The organism is Desulforamulus aeronauticus DSM 10349 (assembly GCF_900142375.1).
Lineage (GTDB): Bacteria > Bacillota > Desulfotomaculia > Desulfotomaculales > Desulfotomaculaceae > Desulfotomaculum > Desulfotomaculum aeronauticum.
In genome coordinates this window covers 144,971-162,404 of the sequence record NZ_FRAR01000007.1, presented here as the reverse complement: position 1 = coordinate 162,404, position 17,434 = coordinate 144,971, and the positions used below count along the sequence as shown (strand labels likewise).

The 17,434-nt window shown below is 42.0% G+C and carries 15 protein-coding genes; 13 read left to right on the top strand and 2 right to left on the bottom strand.

Features of this window, described 5'->3' with window-relative positions; all coding sequences use genetic code 11:
* Window positions 1–51 precede the first annotated feature (51 nt).
* The gene (locus tag BUA78_RS04185) at window positions 52–1,467 is read right to left on the bottom strand and encodes a catalase (protein ID WP_072911212.1); all 1,416 of its coding nucleotides are present in this window, start codon (window positions 1,465–1,467) and stop codon (window positions 52–54) included.
* Between the two features lie 460 nt (window positions 1,468–1,927).
* Here BUA78_RS04185 and vanR point away from each other — a divergent pair, with 460 nt between their 5' ends.
* Together vanR and vanS are read left to right on the top strand one after the other, a co-directional pair.
* Window positions 1,928–2,635 carry a VanR-ABDEGLN family response regulator transcription factor gene (gene vanR / locus BUA78_RS04180; RefSeq protein WP_420795490.1) on the top strand — a complete coding sequence of 236 codons (708 nt, stop codon included), beginning with the start codon at window positions 1,928–1,930 and terminating at the stop codon, window positions 2,633–2,635.
* Window positions 2,613–3,776, top strand: coding sequence for a vancomycin resistance histidine kinase VanS (gene vanS / locus BUA78_RS04175; protein ID WP_072911209.1), 1,164 nt, complete (start codon window positions 2,613–2,615; stop codon window positions 3,774–3,776). Before vanR ends, vanS begins: the two co-directional genes overlap by 23 nt.
* 137 nt (window positions 3,777–3,913) lie before the next feature.
* Here vanS and BUA78_RS04170 read toward each other — a convergent pair whose 3' ends face one another.
* Complete coding sequence (locus BUA78_RS04170; RefSeq protein ID WP_072911276.1) at window positions 3,914–4,633, bottom strand: VanZ family protein; 720 nt, start codon at window positions 4,631–4,633, stop codon at window positions 3,914–3,916.
* Window positions 4,634–4,920: 287 nt separating this feature from the next.
* Between BUA78_RS04170 and BUA78_RS04165 the strand changes: the two genes are divergently transcribed.
* The 11 genes from BUA78_RS04165 (at window position 4,921) to BUA78_RS04115 (ending at window position 17,167) form a co-directional block, all read left to right on the top strand.
* Complete coding sequence (locus BUA78_RS04165; protein WP_072911208.1) at window positions 4,921–5,991, top strand: D-alanyl-D-alanine carboxypeptidase family protein; 1,071 nt, start codon at window positions 4,921–4,923, stop codon at window positions 5,989–5,991.
* Window positions 5,992–6,132: 141 nt separating this feature from the next.
* A complete protein-coding gene (locus tag BUA78_RS04160) occupies window positions 6,133–7,005 on the top strand; it encodes a carbohydrate ABC transporter permease (protein WP_072911206.1) in 873 nt (290 codons plus the stop codon).
* Between the two features lie 23 nt (window positions 7,006–7,028).
* Window positions 7,029–7,913: a carbohydrate ABC transporter permease gene (locus tag BUA78_RS04155; protein ID WP_072911204.1), complete on the top strand. Its 885-nt coding sequence runs from the start codon at window positions 7,029–7,031 to the stop codon at window positions 7,911–7,913.
* 56 nt (window positions 7,914–7,969) lie between these two features.
* Window positions 7,970–9,136 carry an efflux RND transporter periplasmic adaptor subunit gene (locus tag BUA78_RS04150; RefSeq protein ID WP_072911203.1) on the top strand — a complete coding sequence of 389 codons (1,167 nt, stop codon included), beginning with the start codon at window positions 7,970–7,972 and terminating at the stop codon, window positions 9,134–9,136.
* Complete coding sequence (locus tag BUA78_RS04145) at window positions 9,133–10,548, top strand: ABC transporter permease (RefSeq protein WP_072911201.1); 1,416 nt, start codon at window positions 9,133–9,135, stop codon at window positions 10,546–10,548. The genes BUA78_RS04150 and BUA78_RS04145 overlap by 4 nt, the downstream gene beginning before the upstream one ends.
* The gene (locus BUA78_RS04140) at window positions 10,517–11,632 is read left to right on the top strand and encodes an ABC transporter ATP-binding protein (RefSeq protein ID WP_072911200.1); all 1,116 of its coding nucleotides are present in this window, start codon (window positions 10,517–10,519) and stop codon (window positions 11,630–11,632) included. The genes BUA78_RS04145 and BUA78_RS04140 overlap by 32 nt, the downstream gene beginning before the upstream one ends.
* 35 nt (window positions 11,633–11,667) lie before the next feature.
* Entirely contained in the window at window positions 11,668–13,047 is a 1,380-nt protein-coding gene (locus tag BUA78_RS04135) for an ABC transporter substrate-binding protein (protein WP_072911198.1), read from the top strand.
* A 272-nt stretch (window positions 13,048–13,319) separates the two neighbouring features.
* A complete protein-coding gene (locus BUA78_RS04130) occupies window positions 13,320–14,495 on the top strand; it encodes a macrolide family glycosyltransferase (RefSeq protein ID WP_072911197.1) in 1,176 nt (391 codons plus the stop codon).
* A 43-nt stretch (window positions 14,496–14,538) separates the two neighbouring features.
* Window positions 14,539–15,141 (top strand): class I SAM-dependent methyltransferase, encoded by a 603-nt coding sequence (locus tag BUA78_RS04125; protein ID WP_072911195.1) that lies wholly within the window; start codon window positions 14,539–14,541, stop codon window positions 15,139–15,141.
* 318 nt (window positions 15,142–15,459) lie between these two features.
* The gene (locus BUA78_RS04120) at window positions 15,460–16,629 is read left to right on the top strand and encodes a GGDEF domain-containing protein (RefSeq protein WP_072911194.1); all 1,170 of its coding nucleotides are present in this window, start codon (window positions 15,460–15,462) and stop codon (window positions 16,627–16,629) included.
* A gap of 7 nt (window positions 16,630–16,636) precedes the next feature.
* The gene (locus BUA78_RS04115; protein WP_072911192.1) at window positions 16,637–17,167 is read left to right on the top strand and encodes a GNAT family N-acetyltransferase; all 531 of its coding nucleotides are present in this window, start codon (window positions 16,637–16,639) and stop codon (window positions 17,165–17,167) included.
* Window positions 17,168–17,434 lie beyond the last annotated feature (267 nt).

Sequence of the window (17,434 nt, the reverse complement as noted above, 5' to 3'; positions counted from 1 at the left end):
ATAGCAAAGCAGGCCGGCAGTGAAAGTGTTGGCCTGCTTTGCTATGAGGGTCTATTTTCCCACTGTACTGGCATACAAACACATTTGATCTCTGACCGTCGCTGCAAGTACAGGGGAGACTTGCTCTAAATGACATAAGACGATGTGCTGCGTATTGGGCAGGGCGTGTACAAGCCCCGACGCAATATTATCCGCAAGGTTCTTTTTCTCTGCTGGTGAAAAGGATTCATACTTCTGAGTCGCTTGTGTAAAATTGTCCGGATTCGGGATTTCGGCACGCATAATTTCACCGGCGACATATCTGCCGTTTCCACTGGATACCATACATGCAGGAGACCAGTTTGGCTGTCTGTTGACGGGGATATTACGATAATTCGGGCCCAGTCTATGACGCTGTGCATCCGAATAAATAAAAGTACGTCCCTGCAGTACCTTGTCATCTGAAAATTCCAACCCGGGAAGTAAATTTGCTGGATCAAAGGCCAATTTGTCTACCTGCTCGGCATAATTTTCCGGATTACAGTTTAAAACCATCCGACCAACGGGACAAAGGGGATAGCGGGTTTCATCCCATACCTTGGTATCATCCAAAGGATCAAACGGAAGTATCTTTGCATCTTCAGGATTCATCAGCTGTACACACAGTTCGTATTCGACAGCCTTGCCCTTTGCTATACAATCATACAGGTCACGTCCGGCAATGTCAGGATCTTGGCATGCCAGCCACTGAGCCTCCTGCCGATCAATGTATGCTACCCCGGCCATCGGGAACCAGTGGTATTTCACATAGTGCCGAACACCCTGTGCATTTAGCCAGACATAGGTGCTTACACTATGTCCTGGGATATGGCGAAGGCTTTTGACCGTTCCCAAATCTGAAAAAAACCATATCAGCATATTCGTTGCCTCGGGATACTTGGCAAACAGGCTCCAAAGCCGTTCCGGGTCCGGCAGATTATTCACGGGAGAAGGCGAAAGATGACTGATCACATCCGCTATAAGAATCGCGTCTCGTACAAAAAAGACAGGGAGATGATTGCAGATCAGATCGAAGATTCCCTCAGCGGTATAAAACTTGGTGCTGAATCCGCGAACATTTCTGGAAGTGTCCGGTGTTCCCTGATTGCTTGAAGCAAGGGAGAAGCGCACTGCTACCGGCACCTGTTGACCGGGTATTTGAAATAATCTGGCTTTGGTATATTCCTTCATTGAATGAGTAGTGTAGTAATACCCAAAAGCACCAAATCCTTTTGTGTGTAGGCGCCGTGGCAGCGTGGTAGAAAATACAAAAGTTTCTAAGGTTTCATGTAGAACGGTGTCCTGCACAAGTACAGGGCCCCGTACACCCACGGTCTGCGAATGGCATACTTCTGAGCATCCTGTTTTTGTGGGCGTTACGTTTTTGGGGGGTGCCGTGTCCCGGGTATTCCCTTTCTCTACTTGAGACCCTCCGTTATTGTTGTCCATTTATGAACCCTCCTAAAGCGTACTAAAAGTACGATAATACTATAATAAAGTGTATTCGCAGGCATCCCAAATATACCGTTGCACCGACATATTTCGATCTTTTGCAAACCGGCGCATCAGATGTAACATTGCTACATCATCCAGGTTATATAATGTAAAAGCCCCAGGTAGTAACCCGAGGCAATAACTATCAAACCTTCGCGTGCGTTTTTGGTCGGTACAAATTGCAGTATTTGCAGCTACACAAATGAATGATGATAGCTGACTGCCAAGTAAACATGGTGTATTAAACTTGTCCTTTTGTAGCAAGTTTTCTTTTTACAAGTCATCTTGTCTTATACAGACTATCAGTATCGCGATATTCAGAAAATCTTAAGATTTTCATAAGTAAAAAGCTATAAAATTGGTTTTTTGCTTTGCGGTATAATAACTGTGGAGATATATCTTTAAAAGAAAGAAGATGACGCTTTTGGCTGCAAATATTTTAATCGTTGATGATGAACAGGCTATTGCAGATTTGGTAGAAGTTTATCTGAAAAACGAAAATTATAATGTCTTTAAATTTTATGACGGTAAGGATGCCCTCAACTGCATTGAAAATGAAAAACTAGACCTCGCCATTTTGGATGTTATGCTTCCTGATCTAGACGGTTTTTCAATCTGTCAGAAAATCCGGGAAAAACACAATTTCCCGGTTATCATGCTGACAGCCAAAGAAGAAGAAATCGATAAGATTACCGGGCTGACATTAGGTGCGGACGACTATATCACGAAACCGTTCCGCCCTTTGGAACTTATTGCCCGTGTCAAGGCGCAGCTCCGGAGATTTACCAAATATAATTCTGCGGAGCCAAACCAGGAAGAACACTTGATTGCCTTTTCTGGTTTGGTATTGAACAAGGATACACATGAATGCACATTAAACGAAAGATCGCTTGCTCTCACACCTACAGAGTTTTCTATTCTTTGGGTCCTTTGTTCCAATCGCGGACGGGTGGTCAGTTCGGAAGAATTGTTCCATAAGGTATGGGGAGACAAGTATTTCACCAATAGCAATAATACGGTAATGGTTCATATCAGGCATTTAAGAGAAAAAATGCACGACAGTGCAGAGCATCCTAAATATATCAAAACGGTATGGGGGGTTGGCTATAAAATTGAAAAGTAAGAGAGATAAAAGGAGGAATGATTATACAAAATTAAAAGGAAAAGTATTTTTTCAAATGCTTCTGATTACAGTTGCCGCCGCTGTGACTGTTTATCTATTGCGCTATATTCTGCGTGGACAGATCGGAAATCGTATCGTTCGATTTTTAATCAACGCTTTTCATTTTAATAATTCGGACGCACAGACAATCTATCAGTTGGTAATTCGTAACAATATGGACATGATCCTTTTTGTTATCATCCTACTATTTTTAGTTATCCTTTTTCGATTTTCTATTTCTTGGTTTACAAAATATTTTGATGAAATCAGTGCTGGAATGGATAAACTTACTGAGGAATCCGATGCTGAAATTACATTATCACCGGAATTGGATTTTATGGAAAATAAGCTTAATCAAATAAAAAACAATCTGGAAAAACAAAAGAAGGCTGCTCTTGATGCCGAGCAGCGCAAAAATGATTTGGTAGTTTACTTAGCTCATGATATAAAGACACCTCTGACATCTGTCATAGGATACTTGAGTCTTTTGGATGAAGCTCCTGATATGCCTCCTGAACAGAAAGCAAAATATGTCGGTATTACCTTGGAAAAGGCTTATCGATTAGAGCAGCTGATAAATGAGTTTTTTGAGATCACAAGATTTAATCTTCAAATGATTGTTTTGAATAAAGAAAAAATCAATTTACTCTTCATGCTCCAGCAGATGGCAGATGAATTCTATCCAATGCTGACCCCACAGGAAAAGCAGGTGGCCGTCAATGTGCCTGAAGGCCTCACGCTGTGGGGAGATGCCGACAAGCTGGCCCGGGTGTTCAATAACATTCTGAAAAATGCGCTAGCCCATAGCTATGAAAACAGCGTCATTGATATTTCTGCTCAACAGCAGGACAAAAATATTGTGATAACCTTTACGAATCAAGGTAATCCTATCCCGCGAGAAAAACTGGAAACGATATTTGAGAAATTTTTTCGGCTGGATACATCCCGTGCCACCAATACAGGCGGTGCCGGGCTTGGACTGGCTATTGCCAAAGAAATCGTCAACGCCCATGGCGGCAATATCTTTGCGCAAAGTAATGCAGAAAAGACCGTCTTTACTGTCGTGCTTCCACAAAAGTTAGAAAAACTAGGCTTGCACTAAGTCTTTAAGACGCCGGCGAAAGCCTAGTTTGCCCTTATGCAGATAAAATTTATACTTTCTGATCTGCCAAGAAAAGGACAAGTTATCTGCTTAAGTCAGATAGCTGTCCTTTTGTAATTTAATTCGTCTGGCACTTATTAAATCAAAACAAATCCAAATAAAGATCTTAAAAATGGGATTAATGCAGGTCTTAAAAATGGGTAAAACACAAAGAACATACCGGCGAATGTGCTGGTCATATAAAAACATGCCTCTTCACGTAGGAGCAAGGGAATTTTTTCGATATTAGTACCTTGGAGAGAAACCTTTTCCTGTAATTTGGCTAAACGTTCTTGCAGCAGCCTGAAAATTACCCAGCCGATCAATGCTCCGAGAGTATTCATCAGTAAATCATCAATATCCGTGATTCTTCTATTGAATAATTGACTCAATTCTATGATCAGAGAGAATGTCATACCGGATAATGCTGTTTGCCATAATGCTTCATACTTTTTCCAAATACATGGAAGCAGAAAGCCAAGGGGTATAAAAAGCAAGATGTTATCTATATAGGGGCGAACCCCCTCTGTAAGCCAGTAAAAGGGAATCAGATTGATCTCATCCGGTGGAAAACTCAACCCCTCTGGGGTTATTATGCCAAAGCTGTTCTGAACAATATCCATTATGGAAGGAATACCCGTAAAACTTAGCACAGCAGTAAGGTAGTACACAAAGATACAAATGATTATAATATGTTCAATTGACAGTTTATAGCCAATTTTTTTACTTTGAGAGGTCAGTAGTATCTGGTATAGAATCAAGAATGGCAAAGTACTAATAAACCATGTAATCGACACTATAATAAACATTAAAATCATAATGAGCACTAAATGCACCTCCGTTGTGATTAACTTGTTTATTATAGAATATTTAAAAAAGAAATGTCTTAATAAAACCTTAAGATAGGGTGATTTTCTTCTTAATAAGTTTTATTCTTATTTTTACAACTAGTAAGATACAGTAGTGTCGCAAAGAACATATATGTCATAGTGAAATTACAGATGCCAAGATAAGAAAATCTTAAGAAGTTCATAAGATGGAATTTCAACATTACTCCTTATTCTATGATTGAATAATATCAGCACAGAATAAGGAGCTGTTTTATATGGTACGAAAAGTAAAAAAGAAAAAGTCAGGAATACGCATATTTGTAGCACTTTTGTTGAAGGTTGTCATTGCTGCTTTTGTTTATAAATCTATCCTTATTCCAGGATACCAGCACATCTTTAAAAAAGAATATGACGAGGTTTTATCGTCATATTCTTCTTTAAAGATAACACCCGGTTCTTCCGATGATAGAACAACACCGGTTTCCTCGGGCGGCAGGCATCTGATCGACCGATGGGCCATCACCGAGCAAGGTCCAAGCCGGGAACTGGATCCCTCTGTTTCCATATCTCCCGCTAAGCTGAACAGTTCTAATGCGATTCTGATCCGTTTAAAAGATCAAACTACTTTAATGCAGAAAAATAGCGAAGAGAAAATCTATCCTGCTTCTTTGACTAAAATGATGACAGCCATTGTGGCGATAGAAAATTTACCTAGCTTGAAGAAAGAAATCAAACTGACCAATTTTACGTTTCAGGGGCTGTACCAAGCAGATGCTTCAATGGCAGGTTTCCAGCCGGGCGAGCAGGTCAGGGCAATCGATTTGTTATACGGAGTAATGCTGCCGAGCGGTGCGGAGTGCTGTATTGGACTTGCTGATCAAATTGCGGGATCAGAGCAGAATTTTGTAAAAATAATGAATCAAAAAGCGGCAGAGCTCGGTATGCACAACACACATTTTGAGAACTCAACCGGGCTTCAGAATAAAAACCATTATACAACAGTCAAAGATCTGGCTATTCTTCTAAGTTATGCTTTGCAAAATGATACTTTCCGGGAGATTTTTACTTCATCCCGCCATTCCACACAACCTACGAATAAGCACCCTAGAGGGATAACCTTTTACAGTACCATGTTTGAAGACCTCAACAATCAAAACATTATTGGTGGAGAAATTTTAGGAGGAAAAACTGGATATACCGCTGAGGCAGGTCTATGTCTCGCGAGTCTCGCCAAAGTGGGCAAACAAGAATATATTCTGATTTCAGCTGGTGCAAAGGGGGATCACCATTCGGAACAGTATAATATTACCGATGCATTAGCTGTATACAACAGTATAAGAAAATAATAAGTTCCTCATAAGAATTTATTAAGATTTTGCTAAGTTAAAATTCCAACATCGCCTGCCTGATCTCGGTAAGATGAAATTGCCGAATCGGACAGGCTTTTAACATTCCTGAAAGGATTCATCACGATTAGGATGGTAACGATGAGAACTGGAAAATTAAAAACGAATAACGGCTACCTGGCCTGGCTTTTCCTCGGGCCCAGCCTGCTGGGTTTTTCTCTCTTTTATTTGCTCCCGTTTGTCACCGGCTTTTACTATTCCCTGGTGGACAATCCCCTTAACGGTACTTTTGTCGGATTACATAATTACGGCGCTTTGTTAAAAAACTCGAGCTTTTTATCAGCTCTGGCCAATACAGCCAAGTTTACTTTACTCTGTGTACCTCTTAATCTGATTCTCTCCCTAGGAGTGGCCTTGTTATTGAACCAAAAATTACAGGGCCGGAACCTGTTTCGCACCATCATGATAACTCCTTTAGTGGTACCCGTAGCTTCGGTAGTTTTGGTCTGGCAGGCTTTCTTTGATTTGAACGGCGTTTTAAATTCCCTGATCCATGCCTTGGGTTACCCGCCCGTGGACTGGATGAAAACCAATTGGTCCAGAATTGTCGTGCTGGTGATTTATCTATGGAAAAACATTGGTTACAGCGTCATCCTGTTTTTGGCCGGATTACAAAGTATACCGGCTGAATACTACGAAGCGGCCAGGATCGACGGGGCCAGCCGTCGGCAGGAGTTTTTCCGAATAACCCTGGTTTATTTGACCCCCACGACTTTTTTTGTTTTTGTTATCTCGATTATCAATTCATTTAAGTTGTTTCGGGAGACCTATCTTATCTCCGGAGACTATCCCCATAACGGCATCTATATGCTGCAGCACTACATGAATAATATGTTCATGGCTCTGGATTACCAAAAATTAACTTCCGCGGCCTTCATTATGGCTGCCTTTATCGTGGCCGTTGTTTTACTGCTTTTTATCGTGGAGAGAAAGATCACCAACATGATTAATTAGAATCGGCGATAGGGGTGTGTGGGTTGAATCGTAATCACCGAATAAAAAATATACTCCATGTTACAGTTTTACTGGTACTGGCTGTCCTATTCATGTTTCCCCTGGCTGTAACCGTCACCAATTCTTTTATGAGTGAACAGGAAATCGCCGATAATTATGATCCGGTGACGGACAAAAATGTAAGCAGCTATAACGATGACAGTGCCAATCACTTCGCCCGGTTCCAGCTTATACCCGACGTGGTGGTGCTGAAGCAGTATTATAACGTACTCATCAAAAAGACCCAGTTTCTTTTCATGTTCTGGAATTCCGTGCTGATTACCTTTCCTATCGTCATTGGGCAAACGATTGTGGCAACCCTGGCGGCCTATGCCTTTGCCAAGCTGAAGTTTAGAGGCAGGGATTTCTTGTTTTTTTTGTATATCATCGTGATGCTGATGCCATTCCAGGTTACTCTTGTGCCCAATTATTTAATGGCCGGCCAGCTGGGTCTGCTCAATAGTCACTGGTCCATTATCTTGCCCGGCATTTTCAGCACCTTTGGCGTATTTCTTTTAAAACAATATATGGAGCAAATACCGGACGCCTATCTTGAAGCAGCTCGGGTGGACGGAGCCAACCAGCTCCAGATTTTCCTCAAAATCATCCTGCCCATGTCCAGGTCTGGCATAGCAGCCATGGCTATCCTTGTTTTTATCGATAACTGGAACATGGTCGAACAGCCGTTGATTTTTTTACAGGATGCGGCCAAACAGCCTCTTTCCCTCTATCTTTCCAGAATCATCGACGGTGAAAAAGGAGTGGCCTTTGCCGCGTCTACTTTGTATATGATGCCGATGCTATTGAACTTCCTTTATGCCGAAAAATACTTGCTGGAAGGAATCCGGCTTTCTGGAATCAAAGGCTGAGCAACGAGTGCCTTGCTTTTGGGTCGCTGCACCCGGTTAGGAAGGGAGACAGAAAATTGCCAAATCAAGCAATTGCGGATGATGCGCAAAGAAAAAAAGTAATCGGAAAGTTGAGCCTGCTGTTCCTAATGACGATGATCGGGTTAACTTTCTTTTCCAATACCATCAATAACTTTGCTCTGCCCAGGGTCCAAACAGTCCGGCCGACCAACGGGGCGTTAATCAAAGAAATATTCGGTGTAGGGACGATCGAGGTCAAATCAAACCGGGCGGAATACGCAGATGCCAATTTGCGGGTCAAGGAGGTCATGGTGGAGCAGGGGGACAGGGTCAGCAAAGGCCAGCCCATCATCACCCTGGACGTGGACGGCCTGAAGTCGGATTATCAGGATGAACAGGTCCGCTACCGGCAGCTGCAGTTATCCCTGGCGGGGGCCCAAGCAGAGCAGACGCAAAAACAAAGGGATTACGATAACCTGAAGTATCTGTTTGATCATGAAGCCGAAACGGCGGTAAATCTGCAAAATGCCGCAAAAAACCTGGCGGACGCGCAAAGAAATTGTGAGGACATTCAGCTTAATCTGGAAATACAGGCCAGAAAGGTGGATACCCTGGCCAAACAGGTGGCCAATAACGGCGTGTATACAGCGCCCGTAGACGGCATGATCACAGAACTGAATTTTGCCGCAGGGTCGATGACCAATAGCTCCCTGCCCCTGTTTAAATTGGCTGACCTAGGGCAGGGGTTCCGGCTGATTGTGCCAATTGACAAGGATTGGGTTGATTACGTCAAACCCGGAGATACGGTGAATGTGAATATTCTCTCCCTGGGGGATCAAAAAACCGAGGGGAAAATTGACAAAATTGTGGAAAACAGCCAGCACAACGGGGATAAGAAGGATTTGTGGATCGACGTGTCTCTGGAAGGCCTGACCGGCGGCGAAAAGGGAGAAATTTATTTAAGCAAAAAAACCAAGTCTTACGCCACCCTCGTACCGAACAGCGCGGTTTATGACGACAACAGCGGCTCCTATGTCTTCGTTCTGGAATCCAGAAAAGGACCTTTAGGTACAGAGAACTATTTGCAAAAGGTGGAAGTCAATGTGGAAGACAGCGATAATGTAAAGTCTGCTCTCACGGATATGGTGATGGGCGAAGTGGTGATGCAAAGCAGTAAACCGCTGGAGGACGGGAATAGGGTTCTAAAGGAGGCGGCAAATTGAAACCGGTCCAATCAGCCTATCCGGCCTATCTTATGCTGGCCCTGGGTCTGTTGGTTTTGACCTGGAATAACCTCCTGGGGTCAGCCCTGCCCGCAAAATTGGCGGAGCTTGGCGGCCTGCACAAAACCAACAAAATCACCGCCACCTGGCTGGGCAACTCCCAGCAGCCGGAAGAAGACTCTTTTTCCCTACAAGATATGAGGCAGCTTAGCCAATACAACCTCCGGGACTATGATCTAGCTTACGCCCTGGAGGCTTCAACTTCTGCCGCCTATCAAAAGAACCAGAGCCCAGCTCAGGTGCTGGGGGTGAATGACAGGTACGATCAATTCCAGCAAATAAACCTGCGATCAGGCCGTTTTTTAACCTTCCAACAGGAAAACCAGCAGGTTGCTGTCATCGATGAAGATCTGGCGCAGGCTCTTTTTCGGAACTGCAATGTGGTGGGCCTGGAGATAGAGCTGTATGGCCGGAAATTCAAAATAGTCGGGGTGGCCGGGGTTGACTGTTCCCTGATCGGGACTCTGACGGACAGGGGATATGGCACAGTGTACATACCAGCAAAAATACTGTTGGAACTGGAAGCAGATTCCCGAATAACCTCATTGGCAATGGCAACCAAGGATGCCGGCACCACGGGCCGCAATACCGCTGTTTTGGCAACGGCCCTGGTTTCCATCGGTCAGGACCAAGCCAACTATAAAATCATCGATTATAACGTGGCGGGTCTCCTGATAGAACAAGACAACCTACTGCGCAATTTCGTAGCGGGGACGGTGGTCATGGTGATGCTTTTCGGCTGGCTTAGGATAAAAATAAAGGGTATTGATCATTTCTGCCGCCTGAGACTCCGGGATAAATATTGGTCGGAGCTGATCAAGGGTGACGCGGCCAGGCTTGTGCTTGGGATGGCGGAAATAGCAGCGCTTGTTGCCGTAATGCTGCTGGTATGGAAATTAATCAAATTTACCCTATATATTCCGCCGGAAAACATACCCAATGAACTGATTGATGTTTCATTTTGGGCCGACCTCATTAAAGACGGGATTCAAACCAGGCTGCAAAGCGCTGGCTATGTAGCGCCGCCCGGAGAAGTTCAGTTGAATATCCTTACTACCATCCAGAACTGGAATTTGTTTTTAAACATCTTTCTTGGTTGGCCGCTGTTCTTGCTGGGACTTTACCAGCTCAAGCTGTTGCAGGAAAAACTGCTCAAAGTTGAAGTGTTTTGCAGCATTTTCCTGCTGGCCGCCTTAAGTCTGGGCACCGCCTTGCTGTGGATCATAAAAATGCCTCTTGTCATCGAGAAAGGGGAGGTGTTGCTGCTATTCAGCTCTGTATTTTTAACTGTGATTACTTTGATTGAGAGGAGGTCAGGGAATGGCGAGTTTATATCTGAAAAATCTATCTAAGACCTACCCTGGCGGGGTTACGGCAGTCAGGGATTTCTCTCTGGAAATCAAGGATCAGGAATTCTTAATCTTGGTAGGTCCCTCCGGCTGTGGCAAAACAACCGTTTTAAGGATGATTGCCGGACTGGAGGAAATTTCAGCCGGTGAATTATCTATTGACGACCGGCTGGTTAATGACGTGGCTGCCAAGGACCGGGATATCGCTATGGTTTTTCAAAATTATGCTCTTTATCCCCATCTATCGGTCTATGACAATATGGCCTTTGGACTTAAGTTGAGAAAGATACCCAAGGCTGAAATCAGGAAAAATGTGCAGGAAGCGGCCAGGATTCTGGCCCTTGAAGATCTTCTGAAACGCAAACCCAAGGAGCTTTCCGGTGGGCAAAGGCAAAGGGTGGCCCTGGGACGGGCCATTGTCAGGAAACCCAAGGTTTTCCTGATGGATGAGCCACTGTCCAACCTGGATGCGCAGTTGAGAACCCAGATGAGAATAGAAATTGCCAAGCTCCATAAAAATCTGCAGACAACCTTTGTTTATGTAACCCATGATCAAACCGAAGCTATGACCATGGGCACCAGAATCGTGGTGATGAGGGACGGCCTGATCCAGCAAATTGACAGCCCGCAAGCTATCTATGACCAGCCGGTCAATATGTTTGTGGCCGGTTTTCTAGGTAGCCCCGGGATGAACTTTCTGGAAGTTTTAATTATTGAGGAAAACGGCTGTATTTTTGCCAAACTGGCGGACGCACTGCTGCCTGTTCCCACTGCCGAGGGACAAAGGTTAAAGGAGCAGGGGTATCTGGACCGGGAAGTGGTCCTGGGGATAAGAGCGGAGCATCTTTGTGGCAGCGGAGATTTTTTGGACCGCTATCCCGAGTGTGCTTTGCGCGGGAGGCTGGAGTTTAGCGAATTGAGAGGGGCTGAAACTTACCATTATGTAAGGATAGACGGCAGGGAGGTGGTTGTCAGGGTAAGTCCGGAGCTGCGCGCCGAAACCGGACAGGAAGTCGGAGCGGGTTTTACTATGGCCAAGGCCCATTTTTTCGATCAAGAAAGTGGGCTGAACATCAGCAGTCAGTAGTCCATTCCGGATACTTAAAGAAAAGGGGTATTTTGATGATCAAAAACAAATGCAGAGTTGTCCTAAGCCTGATTCTGGTCCTCAGCATGGGGGTATCTACCGCAGGCTGCGGCAATACTCAGTCTGCCAGGGAAGCTGATAATCCTAATTCCCTGACCATTGCGGTGGTGACCAAAGATACGTACCTGGATACGGCAGTAAAAAAGTTTGAGGAACTTCATCCCGGCGTTAGTGTGGAAGTGAAAGAATACACCTCCAGTACTTCAGAAAAAGGTGAAGGTCTCAGGGCGACAGAGCCCGGCGATATTGAAAAATATGTCACGGCCATGAATACCCAGCTCATGTCTGGCCAGGGCAGCGATATCATTTTATTAAACAACCTGCCCTATCAGACCTATGCAGATAAGAATCTTTTAGTTGACTTAGGCAAGCTGATGCAGTCGGATCAAAGCTTCGACAGCGGCAAATACTACCAAAATATATTCAAGGCTTTAGAATATAAAGGTAAGCTCTATGCGCTGCCGGTTAATATCGGTATTAATATGATTGCTGCCGATAAAACCTTACTGGCTGATTCCCAGGTGCCAATCGACGATCGCAACTGGGACTGGAACGATTTTGTCAAGACGGCGGAAAAGGTTATTAACGACAAGCAAAACGGGGAAAGCCAGGAGATGTATGCCTTGGCCGGGATGGATGAAAAAAGACTGATTGCAACTCTGGTTAAAGAGAACTATGCCAGCCTAGTCGATCCGGAGAAGAAAACAGCCAATTTTACCGGCCAAAAATTTCTTGATTTACTGAACCTGAGTAAATATTTGATTGACCATAAACTGGTTAATACGGATATAGACCAGACTAACATTATGGATATGGCCTCCCGGGGTAAACTTGTTTTTAATTTCACTTCTCTTGGAGGGTTTTGGGACCTGCAAGTGGCCAAGGCGATTTTCAGCGAGGGTGTTCAGCTTTTAAAGCCCCCCGGAAACGTGTTCTTTTCCACAGACGCCATGTATGGGATCAGCAGTAAATCAGCCCATCAAGAACTGGCCTGGGAATTTTTAAAATTTTTGGTCTCTGATGATATGATGACTCAGGGAGGAATGCCAATTAATAAGAGTGTACTTCCCCAGATTGCCCAGAATTTTACCCAGGCTATCCAAAAAAGGGGTGGGAAAATGAGAATTAAGGACGACGGCATTCCAGCTCAATCGATAACACTACAACCCCCCACCCAGGAGGATGTCGAGTATATGGAAAACCTACTGAGTCAAGCGAAGGTCTACATCGGAACGGACCAGAAGGTTATTTCCATTGTTCAGGAGGAAACCGCGGCCTTCTTTACAGGACAGAAGACAGCGGAGGCGACTGCCCAATTGATTCAGGACAGGGTGAGCACATACTTAAATGAATAGTACAGCCTGTATCCGTCAGTGAAGGTTGTTGAATATTCCGAGGTGGCAGAGCCACTGATTCTTCTCATATAAAAGCAGCTGTTTGAAGTGGCTCTGAAACACTGGAATACTCATAATTTTAATTGTTTGTATCGCAGTATTTATTATCATAAAAAACATCAAACTACTAATGCTATCTAGAACACACAAAACGGTAGTTTTGCTGTGTGTGTACAGCTAGGCCGGCAAACAGATGAAGCATTTGGGGAATAAAGATGGAATAGGGGGTTAGTATGAGCAAAATAGTATTTTTCAGCATTCCAGCACATGGACATACTAATCCTACGATTGCAGTAGTAAAAGAGCTAACAAAAAGAGGTCATGAAGTATGGTATTATTCATTCAATACTTTTAAAGAGAGAATAGAAACTGTTGGTGCAAAATTTATTAGTTGTGATAAATATTTACCTGAACTTAAGCAAGAAGATGAGAAAAAGATAGGGAAAGATTTTGCAGGATTAATTGAAATGGTCGCTGATACTACAATTAGTTTAGATAAAAAGGTTTGTAAGGAATTAGAAAATTTTAAACCAGATTGCATAGTATCGGATTCTTTGTGCTTCTGGGGAAAGCTCTTTGCAAAGAAACTAAAGATTAAATATATATGTTCCACAACTTCATTTGCATTCAATAAGTATACTGTAAAAATGATGAAACGTGGAGTTGGAGAAATCATACGTATGGCTATAGGAATGCCTCGAATAAATAAGAAGATCCAACTTTTGAGAGCAAATGGATATGAGATTGATAATTTTGTTTCTTTGATTGAGAATGATAATAACACTAATACGATAGTTTATACTTCTAAAGAATTTCAACCTATGTCTGAAACATTTTCTGATAAGTATACTTTTGTAGGACCATCAGTGAGTGACGTAGAAGAATATGTTGGGAATAAACGTAGAACGGTATATATATCGTTAGGTACAGTACTAAATAAAAATAATGAGTTTTATAAAAATTGTATCGAAGCATTAAAAGGACTTAATGTTGATGTAATAATGTCGGTAGGAGAAAAAACTGACATTGCTGCTTTGGGTAAAATTCCTGATAACTTTATAGTTAAAAACAGGGTGGATCAAATTAAGGTATTAAAGAAATCAGATGTGTTTCTGACACATTGTGGTATGAATAGTGTAAATGAAAGTTTATACCATGGTGTACCTATGGTGTTGTTTCCGCAGCATAGTGAGCAAGCTATGGTGGCAGAACGTACTGCAGTTCTGGGAGCTGGTCTTATGCTAAGTGGGAATAAACCTAAACATATAAGAAAAGTGATTGAACAGATATTAAATGATGCTACTTATAAAGAAAATGCAAATAAAATATTGAAAAGTTTTAAAACTTCTGGAGGGGCCAAAAAGGCAGCAGATGTGATTTTAAATGTTATAAATGATGGAGAAAAATAGCGGCTTTTATCAGAATATTAAGGTGGGGATTGGAGGGGTAACAATGGGGAATACTGATAAATTTGAAATGATAGCTAATACATATGAAACTCCTGAAAGAATCCAAATTGCGAAAGTATCATCAAATGCTATTCGTGAATATTTAGTTGATACTAGAGATAAGAATGCTATTGATTTTGGCTGTGGAACTGGCCTCGTTGGAATGAACTTATTAAATAATTTTAATTCTATACTTTTTCTAGATACATCACAAAACATGCTTAATCAAATAAAGCAAAAAATCTTGAGTTCTAATATCCAGAATGCAGCCACATTATGCTTTGACTTTGAAAAAGATAACCTTTTGGATTTACATGCTGACTATATTTTTATGGCTCAGGTTTTACTCCATATTAATGATGTTGAATTAGTTTTATCAAGACTATATGAGGTTCTAAATGAAAACGGACACTTACTAATTGTAGATTTTGATAAAAATGAAAAAATAGTTTCGGATATGGTTCATAACGGATTTGATCAGATAGAGTTAATTGATAGTATGACAAAAATAGGATACAGGGATATTCAATCTAAAACTTTTTATACTGGAAGTAAAATATTTATGGGGCATGATGCCTCTTTATTTATTCTGGATTCTCAGAAATAAAGTATCCGCCTAGACCAAACCGGGCTCAAGGGGCATCTTTTCTGTATCCTCAAAGCATGTTGTAAACAATAATCATGATGGATAATAACGGAATATTAATTTTTGCCCGATATAACACAACTGTTGTTTCGGTTTCATGCTACTCAACTATTTAGATTGATGTATGCCGCAGAGTGCTTTTTTAGAAATTTATCCCTTTCAACACGCTTCAAGATTATTTTTCCCAACCCCCTTTTGCTGTATAATCGAAAGAAGCGAAGCGCGTTTATACTATCAAATTTTCTAATAAAAGCCAACTCAAAACTGCGGAGGATACAGATGTTTCTTTTCAACATAAACGTAGTAACCATTTTGATCATTCTTATTTTAGGCCATCTTTTAACGAGCGTGCTCATTATTGCTTATACCTCGCAACAAAACAGAAGCAAAGCGGTCAATATGTTTTTGCTTTCAAAATTGCTGCAGGCGGCGGGATGGGTTATGCTTATCATGAGAGACAATACACCCAATCTGGTTTCAATAATTGTCAGCAATTCAATCTTGTTTACTGGTGCGGCTTTGGAACTGATTGCTCTGATGATTCTAAAAAATACCTATACCGAAGCAGTGAGACGGTCTTATACCGCCTTGGTTATTTGTTGCATCATCGTATTTGTTGCTGCGGCAGCCTATGGCTTCCCGGAGAACGTTAGGATCACATTTACCTCCTCGATCACAGCAATATTGATAGTATTTCCCGTGTATAAGCTTTTTACAGATAAGAAGGCTTCCAGACTGCAAAAAGTAATCGCCGCCTTTTACAGCCTAACAATGTTCTTTTCGATATTCCGGGCTATTGCATCACTAACGACAGATTTGGATATGAATTTGGCATCAACAAGTATTTTTAACACCTGGTCGTTTTTGCTGCTCTACATCGTGATGCTTGCAGGAAGTACCGGGTTCATCCTCTTAGAAAAAGAAAAACAGGATCTAGAACTGTTAAAAGCGGCATCTTTTGACGGATTAACAAACATATTGAACCGAAAGACATTCATATTGCGTGCAAAAGAGCTTATTTCCTTGTGCATGAGGAAGCAAGAGAAAATCTCATTTTTATTGATCGATATTGATGACTTTAAAAAAATTAATGACAAGTACGGGCACTTTGTAGGTGATGCGGTATTGCAGGATTTTGCCAATACCCTTAAAAACCAATTGAGGAATTACGACTTATTCGGCAGGTATGGCGGAGAAGAATTTGCCATATTGCTTCCTGGGGCAGACGAGAAAAATGTCGAAGAAGTTGTGGAACGGCTAAGATCGAAGGTAGAGAATTCGTCCGTAGATGCCGACCTCAAAATAAAGTACACGATCAGCATAGGCTTTTTCAGTATCCTTCCAGATGAAGGAACAGATATCGATATGCTCTATAAACTTTGCGATCAGGCCCTTTATCTGGCAAAATTCCACGGAAAAAATTGCTGCAGAAGTGTGGCGGAGGTATGATATCAAAATGAATATAAACATAAGGCAAGAAACTGAAAAAGACTATAAATTATCAGAAACCGTGGTAGAAAAAGCATTTAAAAATGAAGAGCATAGTGACCATAAAGAGCAATTTTTAGTTGCTAGATTAAGAAGAAGTGATCTCTTTATACCAGAGCTGTCACTTGTTGCAGAAACCAGTAAAGAAATTATAGGACATATAATGCTGACAAAACTATTTATTGAAAATGAGAGGAATAGATACGAGTCATTGGCATTAGCACCTGTTTCGGTTTTACCAGAATATCAAAATAGAGGTATCGGTAGTAAATTAATCAATAAAAGTATAAAGATTGCAAAAGAACTTGGTTATAAATCAGTAATTGTTCTTGGACATGATAAATATTATCCACGATTTGGCTTTAAACCTGCGAGTAGCTGGGGCATTAAAGCACCCTTTGATATACCGGATGAAGTGTTTATGGCATTAGAACTTGAAGACAAGAGTCTTAACGGTATTACAGGAACTGTGGCCTATAGCAAGGAGTTCTTTGAATAGGGCCCCTCGTATAGTAGGAAGGCAAAATTGACAAACTATATTGTTTATGATAAAACTATTTTGCAACAAAGCAAATTAAAGGAGACATTCTATCTATGTATTCTATTCGTTTACGGTAAGCTAGCAATAAAAAAGCGGTTATATCATCCACAATGGTGGGCTTTTTTGTTGTGCTTATTTGCGAATTGAGACATAGATACGGGTGAAGTGTAACCATCTGAGGTTATACGTTTTTGCCTATGTCTTTTTAACGTTAAAAGGCAGACT

Excerpts from the sequence above, each read along its gene's own strand:
- BUA78_RS04140 (WP_072911200.1), top strand. The coding sequence starts at position 10,517 with ATGGCGAGTTTATATCTGAAAAATCTATCTAAGACCTACCCTGGCGGG.
- BUA78_RS04120 (WP_072911194.1), top strand. The coding sequence starts at position 15,460 with ATGTTTCTTTTCAACATAAACGTAGTAACCATTTTGATCATTCTTATT.
- BUA78_RS04165 (WP_072911208.1), top strand. The coding sequence starts at position 4,921 with ATGGTACGAAAAGTAAAAAAGAAAAAGTCAGGAATACGCATATTTGTA.
- BUA78_RS04130 (WP_072911197.1), top strand. The coding sequence starts at position 13,320 with ATGAGCAAAATAGTATTTTTCAGCATTCCAGCACATGGACATACTAAT.
- BUA78_RS04125 (WP_072911195.1), top strand. The coding sequence starts at position 14,539 with ATGGGGAATACTGATAAATTTGAAATGATAGCTAATACATATGAAACT.
- vanR (WP_420795490.1), top strand. The coding sequence starts at position 1,928 with ATGACGCTTTTGGCTGCAAATATTTTAATCGTTGATGATGAACAGGCT.
- BUA78_RS04170 (WP_072911276.1), bottom strand. The coding sequence starts at position 4,633 with ATGATTTTAATGTTTATTATAGTGTCGATTACATGGTTTATTAGTACT.
- BUA78_RS04160 (WP_072911206.1), top strand. The coding sequence starts at position 6,133 with ATGAGAACTGGAAAATTAAAAACGAATAACGGCTACCTGGCCTGGCTT.
- BUA78_RS04135 (WP_072911198.1), top strand. The coding sequence starts at position 11,668 with ATGATCAAAAACAAATGCAGAGTTGTCCTAAGCCTGATTCTGGTCCTC.
- BUA78_RS04115 (WP_072911192.1), top strand. The coding sequence starts at position 16,637 with ATGAATATAAACATAAGGCAAGAAACTGAAAAAGACTATAAATTATCA.
- BUA78_RS04185 (WP_072911212.1), bottom strand. The coding sequence starts at position 1,467 with ATGGACAACAATAACGGAGGGTCTCAAGTAGAGAAAGGGAATACCCGG.